The organism is Asticcacaulis sp. W401b (genome assembly GCF_046503825.1).
Classification (GTDB): domain Bacteria; phylum Pseudomonadota; class Alphaproteobacteria; order Caulobacterales; family Caulobacteraceae; genus Asticcacaulis.
In genome coordinates this window covers 311382-328914 of record NZ_JBKFEE010000003.1, presented here as the reverse complement: position 1 = coordinate 328914, position 17533 = coordinate 311382, and the positions used below count along the sequence as shown (strand labels likewise).

General features: G+C 62.4%; 16 protein-coding genes. 6 read left to right on the top strand and 10 right to left on the bottom strand.

Going from position 1 to position 17533, the window contains the following annotated elements; translation table 11 throughout:
• The first annotated feature begins 70 nt into the window (after positions 1-70).
• Positions 71-658: a DUF4142 domain-containing protein gene (locus ACK8OE_RS09135; RefSeq protein ID WP_410272275.1), complete on the top strand. Its 588-nt coding sequence runs from the start codon at positions 71-73 to the stop codon at positions 656-658.
• Between the two features lie 390 nt (positions 659-1048).
• Here the strand turns inward: ACK8OE_RS09135 and ACK8OE_RS09130 are convergent, their stop codons facing one another.
• From ACK8OE_RS09130 to ACK8OE_RS09105, 6 genes are all read right to left on the bottom strand, one after another.
• Complete coding sequence (locus tag ACK8OE_RS09130; protein ID WP_410272274.1) at positions 1049-1558, bottom strand: isochorismatase family cysteine hydrolase; 510 nt, start codon at positions 1556-1558, stop codon at positions 1049-1051.
• Positions 1555-2010, bottom strand: coding sequence for a low affinity iron permease family protein (locus tag ACK8OE_RS09125; protein WP_410272273.1), 456 nt, complete (start codon positions 2008-2010; stop codon positions 1555-1557). Before ACK8OE_RS09125 ends, ACK8OE_RS09130 begins: the two co-directional genes overlap by 4 nt.
• Before the next feature lie 65 nt (positions 2011-2075).
• Complete coding sequence (locus tag ACK8OE_RS09120; protein WP_410272272.1) at positions 2076-3527, bottom strand: bifunctional 2-methylcitrate dehydratase/aconitate hydratase; 1452 nt, start codon at positions 3525-3527, stop codon at positions 2076-2078.
• Between the two features lie 185 nt (positions 3528-3712).
• Positions 3713-4888, bottom strand: coding sequence for a 2-methylcitrate synthase (prpC, locus tag ACK8OE_RS09115; protein ID WP_410272271.1), 1176 nt, complete (start codon positions 4886-4888; stop codon positions 3713-3715).
• 15 nt (positions 4889-4903) lie between these two features.
• Positions 4904-5782 (bottom strand): methylisocitrate lyase, encoded by an 879-nt coding sequence (gene prpB / locus ACK8OE_RS09110; RefSeq protein ID WP_410272270.1) that lies wholly within the window; start codon positions 5780-5782, stop codon positions 4904-4906.
• Complete coding sequence (locus tag ACK8OE_RS09105; protein WP_410272269.1) at positions 5779-6996, bottom strand: thiolase domain-containing protein; 1218 nt, start codon at positions 6994-6996, stop codon at positions 5779-5781. Before ACK8OE_RS09105 ends, prpB begins: the two co-directional genes overlap by 4 nt.
• Before the next feature lie 119 nt (positions 6997-7115).
• Between ACK8OE_RS09105 and ACK8OE_RS09100 the strand changes: the two genes are divergently transcribed.
• Positions 7116-7883 carry a helix-turn-helix transcriptional regulator gene (locus ACK8OE_RS09100; protein WP_410272268.1) on the top strand — a complete coding sequence of 256 codons (768 nt, stop codon included), beginning with the start codon at positions 7116-7118 and terminating at the stop codon, positions 7881-7883.
• Positions 7884-7906: 23 nt separating this feature from the next.
• Here the strand turns inward: ACK8OE_RS09100 and ACK8OE_RS09095 are convergent, their stop codons facing one another.
• From ACK8OE_RS09095 to ACK8OE_RS09080, 4 genes are all read right to left on the bottom strand, one after another.
• Positions 7907-9121, bottom strand: coding sequence for a glycoside hydrolase family 27 protein (locus ACK8OE_RS09095; RefSeq protein ID WP_410272267.1), 1215 nt, complete (start codon positions 9119-9121; stop codon positions 7907-7909).
• A 148-nt stretch (positions 9122-9269) separates the two neighbouring features.
• Positions 9270-10175, bottom strand: a complete 906-nt coding sequence (locus ACK8OE_RS09090) for a hypothetical protein (RefSeq protein ID WP_410272266.1) — start codon at positions 10173-10175, stop codon at positions 9270-9272.
• An 81-nt stretch (positions 10176-10256) separates the two neighbouring features.
• Positions 10257-11018 (bottom strand): TrmH family RNA methyltransferase, encoded by a 762-nt coding sequence (locus ACK8OE_RS09085; protein ID WP_410272265.1) that lies wholly within the window; start codon positions 11016-11018, stop codon positions 10257-10259.
• Complete coding sequence (locus ACK8OE_RS09080; RefSeq protein WP_410272264.1) at positions 11008-12150, bottom strand: mechanosensitive ion channel family protein; 1143 nt, start codon at positions 12148-12150, stop codon at positions 11008-11010. Before ACK8OE_RS09080 ends, ACK8OE_RS09085 begins: the two co-directional genes overlap by 11 nt.
• 178 nt (positions 12151-12328) lie before the next feature.
• Here ACK8OE_RS09080 and ACK8OE_RS09075 point away from each other — a divergent pair, with 178 nt between their 5' ends.
• The 4 genes from ACK8OE_RS09075 (at position 12329) to ACK8OE_RS09060 (ending at position 17531) form a co-directional block, all read left to right on the top strand.
• On the top strand, positions 12329-13729 hold the full coding sequence (locus ACK8OE_RS09075) for a glutamine synthetase family protein (RefSeq protein WP_410272263.1): 1401 nt from the start codon (positions 12329-12331) through the stop codon (positions 13727-13729).
• A complete protein-coding gene (locus tag ACK8OE_RS09070) occupies positions 13729-15012 on the top strand; it encodes an NAD(P)/FAD-dependent oxidoreductase (RefSeq protein WP_410272262.1) in 1284 nt (427 codons plus the stop codon). The genes ACK8OE_RS09075 and ACK8OE_RS09070 overlap by 1 nt, the downstream gene beginning before the upstream one ends.
• Before the next feature lie 293 nt (positions 15013-15305).
• A complete protein-coding gene (locus ACK8OE_RS09065; RefSeq protein ID WP_410272261.1) occupies positions 15306-16328 on the top strand; it encodes a methyl-accepting chemotaxis protein in 1023 nt (340 codons plus the stop codon).
• 123 nt (positions 16329-16451) lie between these two features.
• Positions 16452-17531 (top strand): methyl-accepting chemotaxis protein, encoded by a 1080-nt coding sequence (locus ACK8OE_RS09060; protein WP_410272260.1) that lies wholly within the window; start codon positions 16452-16454, stop codon positions 17529-17531.
• The last annotated feature ends 2 nt before the right edge of the window (positions 17532-17533 follow it).

Sequence of the window (17533 nt, the reverse complement as noted above, 5' to 3'; positions counted from 1 at the left end):
GCAACCTTCTTACATCCGCGCTGATACGGTCCTGAGCCATCACAGTTCCGTTATCACATTGGAGAGACTGATGTTTTCTAAGAAAGCCTTTACCGCCGCTACGCTGGCTGGCGTGCTCATCCTGCCACTGGCCGCCTGCGGATCGCCGCAGGAAAACGCCGCCGAAGAGGCCGCCGAGAGCGCGTCTGAAAGCTCGTCGAGCGTCTTTGACAGCGCCTCTTCCAGCGCCTCGGAGAATATCGACTTTGCGGGTCGCGCCACGGTCGCCGGTGTCTTTGAAATCGAGTCGAGCAAGCTGGCCATCGAGCGCACCAAGAAGGCCGATTTGAAGGCCTTTGCGCAGAAGATGGTGACCGACCACACCAAGGCCGCCACCGAACTGAAGGCCGCCATCACCGCTGCCGGGCTGACGCCGCCGGCTGAAGGGCTCGATTCGGAGCATCAGGACATGCTGAACGACCTGAAGAACGCCTCGGCTGAGGATTTCGACGCCAAATATATCGACGCTCAGCAAAAGGCGCACGACAAGACGATCAACCTGTTTGAAAAGGAAGCCAAGGACGGTCAGGCCGGTCCGGTCAAGGATTTTGCCGCCAAGACCCTGCCGACGCTCAAGATGCACAAGGCCGATATCGAAAAGCTCGACGAGAAATATTAATCGGACTTTCACCGGTAATGAAGAACGCCGCCCCTCACCGGGCGGCGTTTTTTCGTGCCTAGATCATTATGATTTCCGGTAGAAACATAATGATCTAGGCTGCGGTGACGATTTAAGATTTATTGCGGCTATTTTCTCCTCCCCATTTTATGGGGAGGTGGCAGCGAGCGAAGCGACGCTGACGGAGGGGTATAACCGTCCGTAAGATACCCCTCCGCCTCGTAAACTCGGCACCTCCCCATGATATGGGGAGGAGGGAGGCTGCAAACGTTAATTCGTCACCACAGCCTAGATTTTTGCTTAGCCCCTCGCCGGGCGGTGGCTTCGCCACCTTGGCCGCCGCCTCAATGGCGGCTTGAGCGGAATGATGCCATTTGAAATCATTCCGCTCTATGTCTCAAACACAGTACCCGAATGCCGCAGATTGTGCGGACCGATAGCCTTCGACAGGATCTCCAGCGCCATATCATGATAGCGGCGATCCTTGTCCGAGGCACACAGGTCCGCCAGCAGCAGGGGCGTTATACCGGCTTCGAACAGATCAAGCGCGGTCTTCAGTACGCAGGCCTCGGTGGCGATGCCGCACAGATAGACCGTCTCGGCGTCCATACCGCGCAGACTGTCGATCAGGCTGCGCCCGCCCCCATAAGCACAGCGCGTAAGAATAAGCGCATCGTCGCGCGGTCGTAAGGCCAGTTCGGTGTCCGGATCGTCGGGCGACAGCTTGTCATAGGCCAGAATGTCGCGAAACGGCGACGGATCGGGGTTTTCAAAGGCCGTAAAAACCACCCGCTCAAACCGCGCCTGAAGTGCCTCAATCGGGGCCACCACGTGCGCCGACGCCGGGGTGACGAAGCCTTTCTGCACATCGACGACCAGCAGGACGGCGTGCCCCCTCACCCCAGCACCTGCGCGGCCTTGGCACCGGCGTCCGAGTGGGCTTCGGCGGCCTTGTGATCGCCCTCATCGCGCGCCTTTTTGGCCAGAGCTTCATAATGCTTCTGAAGCTCGGCCAGTTCGGCCTCGCTCATATTTTCCATGTCGATATAGGCCGTATTGGCCTTCGACGCGGCGCGGATCAGCTCATCCAGCTTGAGCTGCATGATGCGGGCGTCGCGGTTTTGCGTATTCTGGATCAGAAACACCATCAGAAAGGTGATGATGGTCGTGCCCGTATTGATGACCAGTTGCCAGGTATCGGAGAATTTGAACAGCGGGCCGGTGACGATCCATAGCACCACCACCGCGACCGCCAGTCCGAAAACCCAGGGGCTGCCCGTCGCCACCGCTGCCTTTTGAGCAAAGCAGACGAACCAGCCCTTTTTATGGGCGTTTTCCGCGTCTTGTGACATGGCCTTACCACCTCTTTGAAAGGCGCATAGGCTGCGCCCAGAGGCATAAAGATCCAATTCCCGCGTCAGATCACATACATATCGACGTACTCATGCACCGGCGTGGCCTCCAGCGCCTGCTGATCAAGGCTGAGGTCGAAAATGGCCTGCTGCTGCTTTTTGGGGAAGCGGCGGTTGAGATTGGTGCGGAACTTGGCCTCCAGCAGCGGGATGCCTTCCTTGCGACGGCGTTTGTGGCCGATGGGGTATTCGACCACGATCTCCTCCCACACCGTGCCGTCGTTAAGCGTGACGGTCACCGCATTGGCGATCGAGCGTTTGTCCGGGTCGTGATAGTCTTTGGTGAACTGCGGGTCTTCGGTGCAGATGATCTTGTCGCGCAGCGCGTCGATACGCGCGTCCTGCGCCACCTCGTCCTCATAATCCGCCGCCGTCAGACGCCCGAACAGGATGGGTACGGCCATCATGTACTGGATGCAGTGGTCGCGGTCGGCCGGGTTATGAAGCGGCCCCTTCTTGTCAATGATACGCACGCAGGCCTCATGGGTGCGCACGTCGATGCACGCGATGTCGTCCGCAGACACGCCCTTGGCCCGCAGTTCCTGATGCACGCGCATGGCCGCTTCGACGGCGGTTTGCGAGTGGAACTCCGCCGGATAGCTGATCTTGAACAGCACGTGCTCCATCACATAGCTGCCGTAGGGGCGCTGGAAGCTGAACGGCTTGCCCTTGAAGGACACGTCGTAAAAGCCCCACACTGGCGCGGTCAGGGCCGAGGGGTAGCCCATCTCACCCTTCTGCACCATCAAAGCCAGCCTCACGGCACGGCTGGTGGCGTCGCCCGCCGCCCACGACTTGCGCGAGCCGGTATTGGGCGCGTGGCGATAGGTACGCAAGCTCTGCCCATCGACAAAGGCCAGCGACACAGCGTCGATGATCTCATCGCGCGTCAGGCCCAGCATCCCGGCCACCACCGCCGTCGAGGCGACCTTGACGAGGATGACGTGATCGAGACCCACGCGATTGAAGCTGTTGTCCAGCGCCAGTACACCTTGAATCTCATGCGCCTTGATCATGGCCGTCAGGACGTCGCGCATAGTCAGCGGTGCCTTGCCCGCCGCTACGCGATTGCGCGATATCCAGTCGGCGACGGCGAGGATGCCGCCCAGATTATCCGACGGGTGCCCCCATTCCGCCGCCAGCCAGGTGTCGTTGAAATCGAGCCAGCGGATCATCGCCCCGATATTGAAGGCCGCCTGTATGGGGTCGAGCTGGAACTGGGTGCCGGGGACTTTGGCACCATTGGGCACGGTGGTGCCCGGCACGATAGGCCCCAAAAGCTTGGTGCAGGCGGGATAGTCCAGCGCCTCCAGCCCGCAGCCCAGCGTGTCGATCAGGCAGTTGCGCGCCGTCTCATAGGCGAGGTCGGAGTGGATTTTATAGTTCAGCACGTAGTCGGCGATATCGACAAACACGCTGTCGGGTTCAGGGCGGATATTGGGGATATGTGTGGACATGGTTTCTTCTTTCTTCTCCCTTGTCGCGCCGCGATGGGGAGGGCCGGGCGGCCAGTGCCAGACTGCGAAGCGGTTACGGGGGCTGACTGTGAAGATCGAGTGCGCTGGATTTTGGGGCGTTATCCCCCTCCGTCTGCTCACTTCGTTCGCAGCCACCTCCCCATCGCTACGCGACAGGGAGGAGGTTATTGCCGGTCTTCGATCCTGACGAAGGCGCGGTCTTCGGGGCCGGTATAGTTGGCGCTGGGGCGAATGATCTTGCCGTCGATGCGCTGCTCAATCACGTGCGCCGACCAGCCGGCGGTGCGCGCTATGGCAAACAGCGGCGTGAACATGGCCGTCGGCACCCCCATGCGGTGGTAGGAGACGGCGGAGAACCAGTCGAGATTGGGGAACATCTTTTTGACCTCCCACATCACGCGCTCCAGCCGCTCGGCTATGGCGTACATTTTCAGCGAACTCTGCTCGACGCTAAGTTCGTGGGCGACCTGTTTGATCACCACATTGCGCGGGTCGGAGACCGTATAGACCGGGTGGCCAAAGCCGATCACCACCTCTTTACGCTCAACGCGGGCGCGGATGTCGGCCTCGGCCTCGTCCGGGGTGGCGTAGCGTTTCTGGATTTCAAAGGCCACCTCATTGGCCCCGCCGTGCTTGGGCCCGCGCAGCGCGCCAATGGCCCCGGCAATGCACGAATACATGTCCGAGCCCGTCCCGGCGATCACGCGCCCGGCAAAGGTCGAAGCGTTGAACTCATGCTCGGCATAAAGGATCAGCGAAATGTGCATGGCCTTCACCCAGCTCTCGCGCGGTTTTTCACCGTGCAGCAGGTGCAGGAAGTGCCCGCCGATAGAGTCGTCGTCCGTCTCGACCTCGATGCGCTTGCCATTGTGGCTGTAGTGATACCAGTAGAGCAGCATCGACCCCAGAGACGCCATCAGCTTATCGGCGATGTCGCGGGCCGAGGGCGCATTGTGGTCGTCCTTTTCCGGCGCCAGACACCCCAGCAGCGACACGCCGGTGCGCATCACATCCATCGGGTGCGCCGAGGGCGGTATCTGCTCCAGCACCGACTTCAGGCTGACCGGCAGGCCGCGTAAGGCGCGCAGCTTGCTCTTATAGGCCGCCAGCTCCGAAACGGTCGGCAGGGTGCCGTGCACCAGCAGGTACGCCACCTCCTCGAACTCGCACGTCTGGGCCAGGTCGAGAATATCGTAGCCGCGATAGGCCAGATCATTCCCCGTCCGCCCCACCGTGCACAGGGCGGTATTACCCGCCGCCATACCCGACAGGGCGACCGACTTTTTGGGCTTGAAGGCGGTGGTCGCCTCCCCTTTGGGCAGCTCGCTGACGGCATTCATGGGTGTTCCCTCCGGTTATTTGTTTTTATTGAACATCGCATCGAGGCGCTGTTCGTAGTCGTAATAGTCGATGCGCTGATACAGCTCGTCGCGCGTCTGCATCAGGTCGAGCACAGTCTTCTGATGGCCGTCGCGGCGGATGGCCTCATAGACGGTCTCGGCGGCCTTGTTCATGGCGCGGAAGGCCGACAGCGGATAGAGCTGAATGGCCACGCCGGCAGAGGCCAGTTCCTCGCGCGTAAGCAGCGGCGTCTTGCCGAATTCGGTAATATTGGCCAGCACGGGCACCTTTACGGCGGCGGTAAAGCGGCGATAGGTGTCGAGGTCATAGGCGGCTTCGGCAAATATGCCGTCCGCCCCGGCTTCGACGCAGGCCAGCGCCCGCTCAATCGCCGCATCAACCCCGTCCACCGCGATGGCATCGGTGCGGGCAATCAGGAAGAAGTCCGGATCGGTCTTGGCATTGGCGGCGGCCTTGACGCGATCGACCATTTCCGCGACCGACACGATCTCCTTGCCCGGCCGGTGGCCGCAGCGCTTGGCCCCCACCTGATCCTCGATATGGCAGGCGGCGGCCCCCGCCTTGATCAGGGCCTTGACCGTGCGCTCGATATTGAAGGCCGAGGGGCCAAAGCCCGTGTCGATATCGACCATCAGCGGCAGGTCGCACACATCGGTGATGCGCCGCACGTCGATCAGCACGTCCTCAAGGCCGCTGATCCCCAGATCGGGCATCCCCAGCGACCCTGCCGCTACGCCACCGCCGCTGAGGTAGATGGCGCGGTAACCGGCGCGTTTGGCCAAAAGCGCGTGGTTGGCATTGATCGCGCCGATGACCTGCAACGGGCTTTCGGCCTTGAGCGCCGCACGAAATCGGGCACCGGGTGAGGTCATGACAGTCTCTCCAGAATACTCACATAGTTGGCGACCGCACCGCCGCCCATATTGAAGGCCAGACCGAGCTTCGGGTCAGGCAGTTGCATCTCACCCGCCTCACCACACAGTTGCCGCGCGGCCATAACGTGCATGGAGACGCCCGTGGCCCCGACCGGATGGCCCTTGGCCTTCAGCCCACCGGACATATTGGTGGGGCACCGCCCCTGACGACCCGTGCCTCCGGCGATGATGAACTCTGCCCCCTGCCCTTTGGGGGCCAGCCCCATGGCTTCGGCGACCAGCAGTTCGGCGATGGTGAAACAGTCGTGGACCTCGGCAAAGCTGAGGTCAGCCACCGAGACGCCGGCCTGCGCATAGGCCCGCTCAAAGGCCAGACGCGGGCCGGTAAAGTCCGTCATGTCCTTGGCCGACAAAGGCAGCAGGTCATTGACCTGAACCGACGCGCGGAACCCGACGGCGCGGCGGAAATCACTGGCCCGGTCGGCGCGGGTCAGGACGATGGCCGCCGCCCCGTCCGACACCAGCGAACAATCGGTCATTTTCAGCGGATCGGAAATCAGCGGGTTCTTTTCGGACACCGTGGCGCAGAACTCGACCGACAGCGGCTTTTTGAGCTGCGCCAGCGGATTATTCATCGCGGCGGCGTGGTTCTTGGCGGCGATATGCGCCATGGCCAGGGTCGGATCGCCGTAGCGTTCGCCATAGGCGCGGGCAAAGCGGGCAAAGATGTCGGGGAAGGACAGGCCGGCCTCTTCGGCCTGATAGCTGGCGGCCCCCAGAGCGCGGGTGACGCCCGCCCCGTCGAGCGCCGTCATTTTTTCGGCCCCGACGACCAGCGCCGTGTTTATGCGCCCCGAGGCAATGGCGTCCATCGCCGCATAGAGCGCCGCCGATCCCGACGCACAGGCGTTTTCCAGCCGCGTGGCGGGTGTGTAGCGCAGGCCCTCATCGGCCCCCAGCACCATCGAGGCGCAAAAACCGTCGGGCGTCAGACCGGCATTGTACAGCCCCAGAAACACCGCATCGACGTCCGTCCCGCTGATCCCGGCGTCACTGAGCGCCTCACGCGCCGCCGACTGAATGAGCGCTTCGAGCGACAGGTCCAGCCGTCCGAACGGCGTATGACCCCAGCCGACAATGGCCGCTGCGTGCATGGTGTGGGCTCCCTTTTTAGGTCGCAACCGCTTCTGCGTCAGTTGCGTTTGAGACAAGGCCTAACTCCTTGCCGCAACGGGAGTCAATGCAGGCGCCGGACACGTTTTCGGGACTGAAAAAACGCGCGTTCGCCAATACATGCTGCAATCTTTTGGCAGCATGTTACACTCGCCGCATGAAGACCGCCGACCGCCACGCCGACCTGCTTGAAGCCTTGCGCGAACACAGCGCCCCCATCAGCGGACGCGCCCTGTCCGCCCGGCTGGGGACGTCGCTGCGCACGCTGTACCGCGACATCGCCGCCTTGCAGGCGCAAGGGGCCCCTATCGAAGGCGCGCCGGGCATCGGCTATGTGCTGAAACCGGCCTATCGCCTGCCGCCGCTGATGCTGTCGCCGGAAGAGATCGAAGCCCTGATCACCGGAGCCTTGTGGGTCGCCGATCGCGCCGAACCGCGCTTAGGCGAAGCGGCGCAAAGCCTGATTCAGGCCTTAAGCCCGCACCTGCCCGCCGCCATCCGTGACGACCTTACGCAGCGCGGCCTGCTGGTCGGACGCGGTCTGGCAGTGCCCGAAGCCCATATCGACCCGGCCCTGATCCGATCGGCCATCCGTTCGGAACGCTGCGTCTATATGAGCTATATCGACCTCAAGGGCACGGTCAGCGAACGCACCGTCTGGCCCATCGCGCTCGGCTTCTTCGACCACCTGCGCATACTGGTGGTGTGGTGCGAACTGAAACAGGCGTTTCGGCACTTCCGCACCGAACGCATACTGAGCTGGAAGCCGCTTGACATCCCCTTCCCGCGCCGCCGCGCCGCGCTCTTGAAGGCGTGGCGCGACACGCTGCGCGAGGGCGAGGTGATGATGCCGGAACAGTCCAACCGCAACATGGTGACAGATTTTGGCAGCATGTCCGATGAAACCGAGGGCGAAAGCGCTTGATCCTGCCGTTCACAAACGTGTGATCAAATGATCGGCGTCAACCGCACCATGAGCACGCCGTGCGAAGCCACGGTGCCGCCAAAGCGCGCCTTGACGTTCTTCGTCACCTTTTTGGACCACAGATCCTTGACCTGAACCTTCAGACCGGCCGGCAGGTTGAGCTGTTCCCAGGTGACGCTCATCTCCGCCGGCGCGGCCCCGCGGTTGAACAGCACCACCGCCTGATCGCCGCCTTTCAGCGGACGCGCCCAGATTTCGAGGTCGCCCTCTTTCCAGATGCGCTTGGCCTGCTGCCCCAGCGGGTCCTGATCGACAGCGATGACGTCTTTATTGGTCAGGATGCGCAGCGTATCGGCGTCCATAGTGGAGAGGTCGTTCCCGGCGATCAGCGGCGCGGCCAGCATGGCCCACAGCGAGAAATGCGACTCGTATTCGGTCGTCGTCATGCCGCCATTGCCGACTTCGAGCATGTCGGGATCGTTCCAGCGGTTCGGGCCGGAATAGCGCCACAGGTCCACCTGCTTGTCGAGGATGTTAACCATGCCGATCGAATAGCCCTTCTTCCCCTCCCAGGCGTCATAGATGTCGCCGGTTGTGCGCCACAGGTGGCCGATGGGCGCGGCCCAGCGCTGCGGATAGTTGTCGCCCCACTCGCAGATCGACAGGACGATATCGCGCCCGGACTCGCGCAGCGCCTTGGCCATGATCGTATAGGCCGCTTCGGCATCGCGCGTGCCCGTGTAGCACCAGTCGTATTTCAGATAATCGACGCCCCATCGGGCGTATTGGCGGGCGTCCTGAAACTCATGCCCGGCACTGCCCGGACGGCCGCCGCAGGTCAGCGAACCGGCGTCAGAATAAAGACCAAACTTCAATCCCTTGCTGTGCACATAGTCGATCAGGGCCTTCATGCCGGACGGAAAGCGCTCCAGATCGACCTGAATATTGCCGTCGGCATCGCGGCTTTTCTGCCAGCAATCGTCGATGACGATATACTGATAGCCCGCGTCCTTGAGGCCCGACGCCGCCATGGCATCGGCCTGCTTGCGCACGATGTCCTCAGTGATATTGCAGGCGTATTTGTTCCACGAATTCCACCCCATAGGTGGGGTGGGCAGCAGGTTGGGTTTCGGCGCTTCCAGCTTCAGCGTCTCATGCGCCTGTGCGGTGGCCACACCGCCCGCCAGACACAGACTCACACTCAGGCCAGCGGCCAGCAACCAGGCGGTCGTTTTCATTTTCAGCTCCCTCTATTGTTTTCGCCCATTAAATATATCAATTTTATTTAATCAAGCGCTTTTGTGTGACAATACCACATCACGCGCGGAAGCGATACAGCACAATGCCGCTGGTGGTCGCCAGAGGGAGGCGATCTCAATGAGCCGACTATTTCTCTTTTGGGGCCGCTGCCATCTCTGCCTTGATCCCCGCCCAGCTTTCACGATTCTCCTCAATCACGGTTTTGATGGCAGGCATATCACAATAGGTCCGTCCAAAATCCCCAACGGTCTCCGGCTCAAAGAAACACAATTCCGCAGCCACTCGTTCCGGAATCAAGTCTAGCGGTTCAGCAGACCGATCCTGACGCAGAATAGCCGTGCGCAGCATATTCGCCATACGTGCCGTATACCACCGCGCCTGCTTGTCTTCATCAAGCGCATCCAAGGCTTTCGCATTGTCGGGTAAGCCCTTCATCAACGCCTCAGGATTAAGCGTCTGATAGAGTGCCAGGGCCGCATCAAATTCACCCAACTCACGATAGGCATTCATCATGCGCAGGATGAGCCATCGCGTCTCCGGCTCTTTCATTTTTGAGAGGCGCACCTTTGCCGTTGCGATAAAAGCGCGTTGATACGTTTCCTTTTGCCTCGGCGCTTCATCGGCCTCCCAGGACGCTTGCAACCAGATACCCGGCAAGTCCTCCGAGTCGGGGTTGAGCGCCGTTTCCAGCCACGCAATACGGGCGAAAGGCGTTTCATTGGCGCGTTGCGCCTGATAATCCGCCGATGCCAGAAGGGCCTTCAGCCGCGTCAGTTCGGCTTTCGAAAACTCCCGGTACATGAACAATCCATTACCGGGGCATTCGGGCGGTAGAATGGGAAAAACCGCCGAGCCATAAGGCTTGCCATCAGGACGTCCGCCCCATGTTGAATAGGACATATGGGCCCGATGCGTGAATTTTTCACCGCCCACCACACAGACGACCTCTTCGGGAAAAAAGGTCGATGCCGTGGCGACTTCCGATATCAAAACGCCTGCCGCCAGAGTAGCGACGCACAGCCAGAGTTTCATAAGTTTTCCCTCCCCTTGAGTAATTCTAACTTAGCATCATTAAGTCACAATTCTCTCAAGGGCGCAAGAGAGGGTGTTGCGTCAGATTCTAAAGCGATACAGCACAATGCCACTGGTGGTCGCCACATTGAGGCTGTCGAAGCCGCCGTGCATGTCGATACGCACGGTCTGACACGCCGCCATAAGCGCCGCCGGCAGGCCCGGCCCTTCGGCCCCGAACAGCACGGCGGAGCGCGGCGAAGGGGTTACCTCTTCCAGAGTCACGGCTCCAGACGGGCTTAGGGCAAAGGGAGTCAGGCCCAGCTCATTCAGCGTGCCCACCATATCGTCCGTGCGATAATGCGGCACCTCAAGCGCACCGCCGACGCTGACGCGGATCGCCTTGCGGTACAGGGGATCGCAGCAGGTGGTATCGAGCAACACCGCATCGACGCCAAAGGCCGCCGCATTGCGCATCAGCCCGCCCATATTGTCGGTATTGGCGATGCCGTGCAGGGCCAGAACGCGCGCCGTGGCGCCGCTGACCCGCTCGGCCAACGACTGTTTCGGGGCATAGCGCCCCAGCGCCAGATAGCCGCGATGGATAGGAAAGCCCGCCACCTGATCCATCACCCCTTGCGGCACCACATAGACCGGCGCGTCGGGCAAGGACGCCAGACCGCCCAGACGCTCCGGCGTCGTCAGGACACTGACCGTCTCGGCCACCGGCGAAGTGAACAGACGCTCCAGCACCACCTTGCCCTCGGCCATGAACAGGCTCTGCCTACCCGTAAGATCACGGTCCTTCACATCGCGGTACAGTTCAAGGCGAGGGTCGTCGGGGTCGGTTATCTCAAACAGCATGGGTCACAGGCGCGGCAGAGTCGGCAGGATGGCGGATATCGGGCTTTACGGCCTTATCCGGCGTCGCGCCACCCTCTTCGATGCGCGCCCGCGTTTTGGGCAGGGCTTCGGGGTAGTGGGTGCTGAGGAAGGCGATCATGTTTTCACGCACATAGCAGCGCAGGTCGAAAGCGGTGGGTGAGTCGGCGGCGCTGACCAGAATGCGGATCTTGACCACCTGCGGATGGGCCTCGGTCAGTTGCACCACCTGCACCTGCCCGTCCCACAGGTCGGTGCGCGCCAGAAGGTCCGTAAGGTGCGCGCGCAAGGCCTCCACCGGCACGCTGTAGTCGGTATAAAGCTCCACCGTGCCGATCAGGCTGGCCGAGGTGCGCGTCCAGTTCTGGAACGGCTTTTCGATGAAATAGCTGATCGGCAGGACCAGCCGCCGCAAGTCCCACAGGCGCACCACCACGTAGGTCAGGGTGATTTCCTCGATCCAGCCCCACTCGCCTTCGACCACCACGGCGTCTTCCAGCCGGATGGGCTGGGTCAGGGCGATCTGAATACCGGCCAGCAGATTGCCCAAAGTCTTCTGCGCCGCAAAGCCGATGACAATGCCCGCCACCCCGGCCGATGCCAGAAGGCTGACGCCCAGACCGCGCAACTCATCAAACAGCAGGAAGATGGCCGCCAGAGTCAGCAGGACCAGCAGAAAGGTCGCCAGCCGCCGCGCCAGAGTGATCTGCGTATGGACGCGCCGCGCCTTGAGATTGTCCTTCACCGTGATGTCGTAACGCCGCGACACGCTGGCCGTCACGATGTCGATGCCACACAGGGCCAGCCAGTAGATGAGCAGGATGGTCAGGAACTTGGTGAGCGTTACGAAGGCTTCGACGTGCACCGCGTCGGGCCACACCACGCGCACGGCAATCGCCGCCGCCAGCAAAGGCCACACCGTGTAGAGCGGCTTTTTCAACCGGTTGACGTCAAAGCGATAAAGCGCCGTCAGGTGCCGTCTGGCCCGCCAGCGCGCCACCCCCATGATCATAAAGGCGACGGCCAGAGCCGCGACGCCGGCCATGACGGCCACGCTGACCACCCCGACCCACACCGGCAGGCCGGTGAACACGTCCCGGATATCAAAGCGCATGCGGTCATCCTCCGAGGCTCGACAAACGCCCGAAATTGTGATCACAATTTGGGCACGACCGGATGGAGGGTTGCCAAAACCGCGCGACCCGCGCCATCATGATCGCACCCAACCGGGGCCCGGATCAAAAATCCATGCGTTCGTCTCTGCCGTCAGGGCCTCATTCCACAGGTGACCCATGAAATCGAAGTCCAAACGTCCGCAGTCCGGCTTTTCCAAGCGCGGGGCCGCCGACGTCTCCGAAGCGGCCGGCTGGCTGGCCGAGCAGAATATCGAAGAGATCGAATGCATGGTGCCTGACCTGGCCGGGGTGGCGCGCGGCAAGATCATGCCGGTGCGCAAATTCCTGACCACGGCGGCGATGAACCTGCCTCTGTCGATCTTCTATCAGACCATTACCGGCGACTTCCCCGATCTGGAGGGCATTGTCGGCACGGTGCAGTCCGATACCGACATCTTCCTGCGCCCGGATTTCCGCACGCTCGCCGCCGTGCCGTGGGCGACCGACCCGACGGCGCAGATCATCCACGACGCCTTCCATCCCGATGGCCGCCCGGTCGAGGAAAGCCCGCGTCAGGTGCTGCGCCGCGTCATCAGCCTCTATCACGAAAAGGGCTGGAAGCCGGTCATCGCGCCGGAACTGGAATTCTACCTCGTCGAAAAGAACATCGACCCGGACTATGCGCTGAAACCGCCGGTGGGCCGCTCAGGCCGCCCGGAAACCGGGCGTCAGGGCTATTCCATCTCGGCGGTCAATGAGTTTGACGGCCTGTTCGAGGACATGTACGAATATTCGGAGGCGCAAGGGTTAGAGATCGACACCCTGATCCACGAATCGGGCGTGGCGCAAATGGAGATCAACCTGCGCCACGGTGATCCGCTGGAGCTGGCCGATCAGGTCTTTATGTTCAAGCGCACCATCAAGGAAACGGCGCTGGAGCACGACATCTACGCCACCTTCATGGCCAAGCCGATGGCCATGGAGCCGGGCTCGGCCATGCACATCCACCAGTCGATCGTGGACAGCAGCGGGCGCAATCTGTTTTCTGACCCCAAGACCGGTGAGCCGACCGACCTCTTCTTCAGCTTCATCGCCGGTCAGCAGACCTATATGCCCGCCGCCGTGTCGCTGCTGGCGCCCTATGTCAACTCCTACCGCCGCCTGTCCAAGGGCTCCGGCGCGCCCGTCAACACGCACTGGGGCTTCGATAACCGCACGGCGGGCCTGCGCGTGCCGCCGTCGGACGCCGACAACCGCCGTCTGGAAAACCGCCTGCCCTCGTCGGATGCCAACCCCTATCTGGCCATCGCGGCAGTGCTGGCCTGCGGCTATCTGGGCATGGTCGAAGGGCTGAAACCCTCCGCCCCGGTCGACACGGACGTGTCGAATGACCCGTCGGCGGAACTGCCCTATTCGCTGATCCAGTCGGTGATCAAGCTGGAACGCTCGGAGGCGTTGAACGCCATTTTGGGCCCGGCCTTTGTGACCGCCTATGCCCGCGTCAAGCACCACGAGTATGAGACCTTCATGCGCACCATCAGCCCGTGGGAGCGCGAGTTCCTGCTGCTGAATGTGTGATGGCGACCGCTCGCAATACCGGCCATCCCGAAGGCTGCTGGTACGCCGATACGGCGGGCCTGCTGAACCGGCCTGCCTTTGCCGGTGAGGCCGATACGGATGTGGCGATTATCGGCGGGGGCTATACGGGCTTAGGCGCGGCGCTGGAACTGGCCCATAAGGGTGTGTCGGTCACCCTGCTCGAAGGGGCGGAGATCGGCTCAGGCGCGTCCGGGCGCAATGGCGGGCAGTTGCATACCGGTCAGCGCGTCGATCCGCAAACCCTGGAAACCCAACTGGGGGCCGATGCGGCGCGCGCACTGTGGGAGATGGCCGAAACCGCCAAGGCGCACCTGAAAGGGCTGATCGCCACGCACGCTATCGACTGCGACCTGCGCCCCGGTCTGATCCACGCCTGGCACCGCCCGCGCTTTGCCGACGAAGACCGCGCCTATGCCGACTTCGTGTCGCGCCGCTACGGCTATGATCAGGTGCGCTTCATGGATAAGGCCGAGGTCGCCGCCGAGCTGGGCACCGAGGTCTATCACGGCGGCACGTTTGACGCGGGCGGCGGGCATCTGCACCCGCTGAAACTGGCGCAGGGTCTGGCGAAGGCCGCCCTATCGGCGGGGGCCAGCCTTTACGAGCACAGCCGCGTTGAGCGCTATGAGACGACGGCAGACGGCGTGACGCTTTTTCTCACAAACGGACGGCTGCGGGCGCGCCACCTGCTGATCTGCGGCAATGGCTATATGCCGGGGCTCGATGCCGATATCGACGCGCATGTGCTGCCCATCAACAACTTCATCCTGACCACCGCCCCCCTGACCGATGATCTGATTCTGCCTAACAAGGTCGCCGCGGCGGATTCGCGCTTCGTGGTCAATTACTGGCGTAAGACGCCGGACAACCGCCTGCTGTTCGGTGGCGGCGAAAACTATACGCCGTGGTTTCCAAAGGACATCCGCGCCTTCGTCCGCCGCAACATGCTGAAGGTCTATCCGCAACTGGCCGACATCGAAATCACCCACGGCTGGGGCGGCACTCTGGCTATCACGCTGAGCCGCTCGCCCTATGTGCGCCAGTTGTCGCCCCACGTCTGGGTCAGCGCCGGCTATAGCGGTCAGGGGGTGGTTCTGGCCCCCTACTTCGGCACACTGCTGGCGCGCGCCGTGACGGGCGACCGCCGCGACGCCGAGCTTCTGATGCGGTTGCGCACGCCGCCCTTTCCGGGCGGAAAATGGCTGCGCACCCCCGCCATGATCGCCGGTCTGAGCTGGTACGCCCTAAGGGATAGATTATAACTTATTCATATCTGCGGCTCAGATAGTTTCACCCGCACCCGGAAAAGTTGCGCTTGATACCATAGCGTGTCCCTGGGGAAACATTCCCCGACAGATTGACCCGAAACGTCTCAAAAATCCTTGTTGGCCCTTGCGATGCGGCACCTGCGAACCGCATAGGTTGTGACGCGGGTCGTTCGCATAACGCGGATACGCACCTGCCCACACACCCATTTTTTGCCTATCGCCTGCCGCGTACCCGATGACCATCGGGCCACTGCACATGATACGCTTGCAACGAAGGAAGCCGCTTCATGTCCTCCGCCATCACCCTGTCGGATATCCTGTCGCAAACCCGCCGTGCCAAGACCATCACCCACACCAAGGTGCAGGACATCCGCGCCGTGACGGCCAAGCTGCGAATACTGGCGCTCAACGCCCTGATCGAGGCCAAACACGCGGGCGATAAAGGGGCCGGCTTTTCAGTGGTCGCCGATGAGGTGCGCGCCATATCGACGGAGGTCGAGGGGCTGGCGCGTGATCTGGGTAACGAGATCATCAATCTCGACAGCCTGACTCAGGACATGGCGATGGCCAGTCAGGGGGCGCGTCTGACCGACATGGCGCTCAACGCCATCGAGCTGATCGACCGGAATCTGTATGAGCGCACCTGCGATGTGCGCTGGTGGGCCACCGACTCGGCCCTGTGGCAGGCGGCCGCCGACCCCACCCCGGCGCACACCGCCTATGCCTCGCGACGGCTGGGGGTCATACTCGACTCCTACACCGTCTATATCGACCTGTGGCTGTGCGACCTCGATGGCCATATCCTCGCCAATGGCCGGCCGGAGCGCCACCACGTGCAGGGGCAGAATGTGCGCGACCGCACCTGGTTCAGCCGCGCGCTCAGCCTGCGCAACGGTCAGGAGTTCGCCGTCGCCGACATTACGACCGAGCCGTTGCTGGGTAACGCACAGGTCGCCACCTATGCGACGGGTGTGCGGCAGGACGGCGACCCCCATGGCGCGCTTCTGGGGGTGCTGGGCATCCAGTTCGACTGGCAACCGCAGGCCCTGACCATCACGCAGGGCGCGCGCCTGTCCGAAGAGGAACGGGACCGCACGCGCGTCCTGCTGACCGATGCGCAGGGGCTGGTGATCGCCGCCTCCGACGGTCAGGGCCTGCTGAGCGAGCGGGTGCGCCTGCTGACCGAAGGGCGCGTCATGGGCCATTACAGCGATCCGCACAGTGGCGCATTGGTCGCCTTCCACCGCACGCCGGGCTACGAAACCTATCAGGGGCTGGGGTGGTATGGGGTTATTGTACAACCCCAGTGAGTCCTCCGCAGGTTCGCGTTACATCGTATACATATAAATTGTATATTTTGGGCGTTGGTTGGACTTGAAACCATCCTCAAACCCTTGTTGTCTCTCGTCCGCAGTGACAACAAGGGGTGATTCGTGGACGCACTTTCGACGATCAGCGCAATCGGAACGCAGACCGCAGGCTCCGACGAAGCGGTTTCGGTCAACGACATCATCGCCCGCACCGCGCGGGCGCGCGACCTCACCCAGCATAAGGTCCGCGACATCCGTCAGGTGACCAACACCCTGCGTATTCTGGCGCTCAATGCCCTGATCGAAGCGCGCCGCGCCGGTGAGCTAGGGGCCGGTTTCGGCGTCGTCGCCGATGAGGTGCGCAACATCTCTACTCAGGTCGAAGGCCTGTCTTCGTCACTGGCCTCGGAACTGGGCGGTGAGATCGAGGCGCTGGAAAAGCTGACGCGCGACATGGCGCGGCAGGCGCAGGGCGCGCGACTGACCGATCTGGCGCTCAATGCCATCGAGTTGATCGACCGGAATTTGTATGAGCGCACCTGCGATGTGCGCTGGTGGGCCACCGACTCCGCCGTGTGGGAGGCGGCGTCGCATCCAACAAAGGACAATGGCCACTACGCCTCTTCGCGTCTGGGGGTCATTCTCGACGCCTACACGGTCTATATCGACCTGTGGCTGTGCGACCTTAACGGTAACATTCTGGCCAATGGCCGCCCCGATCGCTTCTCTGCGACAGGTCAGAACGTTGCCTCGCGCGACTGGTTCCAGAAGGCGCTGAGCCTTGGCAGCGGCAATGATTTCGCCGTCGCCGACATCACCACCGAACCCTTGCTGAAGGGGGCACAGGTCGCGTCCTACGCCACCGGCGTGCGCGTCGGCGGTCAGGCCGATGGCGAGCTGATCGGCATATTGGGCGTGCATTTCGACTGGCAGCCGCAGGCGGAAACCATCGTCAAGGGGGTGCGCCTGAGCGAGGCCGAAAAGCGCCGCACGCGCGTCCTGCTGACCGACGCGCAGGGCCTTGTCATCGCCGCCTCCGATGGCCGCGGCAGCCTGAATGAGCGCATCCCGCTCGATACGCAGGGCCGCACCTCCGGTCACTACGTGGACCGCCACGAGCGGCTGGTGGCCTTTCACCGCACACCGGGCTACGAAACCTATGCCGGGCTGGGCTGGTACGGGGTAATCGTTCAGGAGGGGTAAAA

Coding starts and splice junctions, on each gene's coding strand:
- ACK8OE_RS09135 (WP_410272275.1), top strand. CDS start 71: ATGTTTTCTAAGAAAGCCTTTACCGCCGCTACGCTGGCTGGCGTGCTC.
- ACK8OE_RS09125 (WP_410272273.1), bottom strand. CDS start 2,010: ATGTCACAAGACGCGGAAAACGCCCATAAAAAGGGCTGGTTCGTCTGC.
- ACK8OE_RS09120 (WP_410272272.1), bottom strand. CDS start 3,527: ATGTCCACACATATCCCCAATATCCGCCCTGAACCCGACAGCGTGTTT.
- prpC (WP_410272271.1), bottom strand. CDS start 4,888: ATGAATGCCGTCAGCGAGCTGCCCAAAGGGGAGGCGACCACCGCCTTC.
- prpB (WP_410272270.1), bottom strand. CDS start 5,782: ATGACCTCACCCGGTGCCCGATTTCGTGCGGCGCTCAAGGCCGAAAGC.
- ACK8OE_RS09100 (WP_410272268.1), top strand. CDS start 7,116: ATGAAGACCGCCGACCGCCACGCCGACCTGCTTGAAGCCTTGCGCGAA.
- ACK8OE_RS09095 (WP_410272267.1), bottom strand. CDS start 9,121: ATGAAAACGACCGCCTGGTTGCTGGCCGCTGGCCTGAGTGTGAGTCTG.
- ACK8OE_RS09090 (WP_410272266.1), bottom strand. CDS start 10,175: ATGAAACTCTGGCTGTGCGTCGCTACTCTGGCGGCAGGCGTTTTGATA.
- ACK8OE_RS09085 (WP_410272265.1), bottom strand. CDS start 11,018: ATGCTGTTTGAGATAACCGACCCCGACGACCCTCGCCTTGAACTGTAC.
- ACK8OE_RS09080 (WP_410272264.1), bottom strand. CDS start 12,150: ATGCGCTTTGATATCCGGGACGTGTTCACCGGCCTGCCGGTGTGGGTC.
- ACK8OE_RS09075 (WP_410272263.1), top strand. CDS start 12,329: ATGAAATCGAAGTCCAAACGTCCGCAGTCCGGCTTTTCCAAGCGCGGG.
- ACK8OE_RS09070 (WP_410272262.1), top strand. CDS start 13,729: ATGGCGACCGCTCGCAATACCGGCCATCCCGAAGGCTGCTGGTACGCC.
- ACK8OE_RS09065 (WP_410272261.1), top strand. CDS start 15,306: ATGTCCTCCGCCATCACCCTGTCGGATATCCTGTCGCAAACCCGCCGT.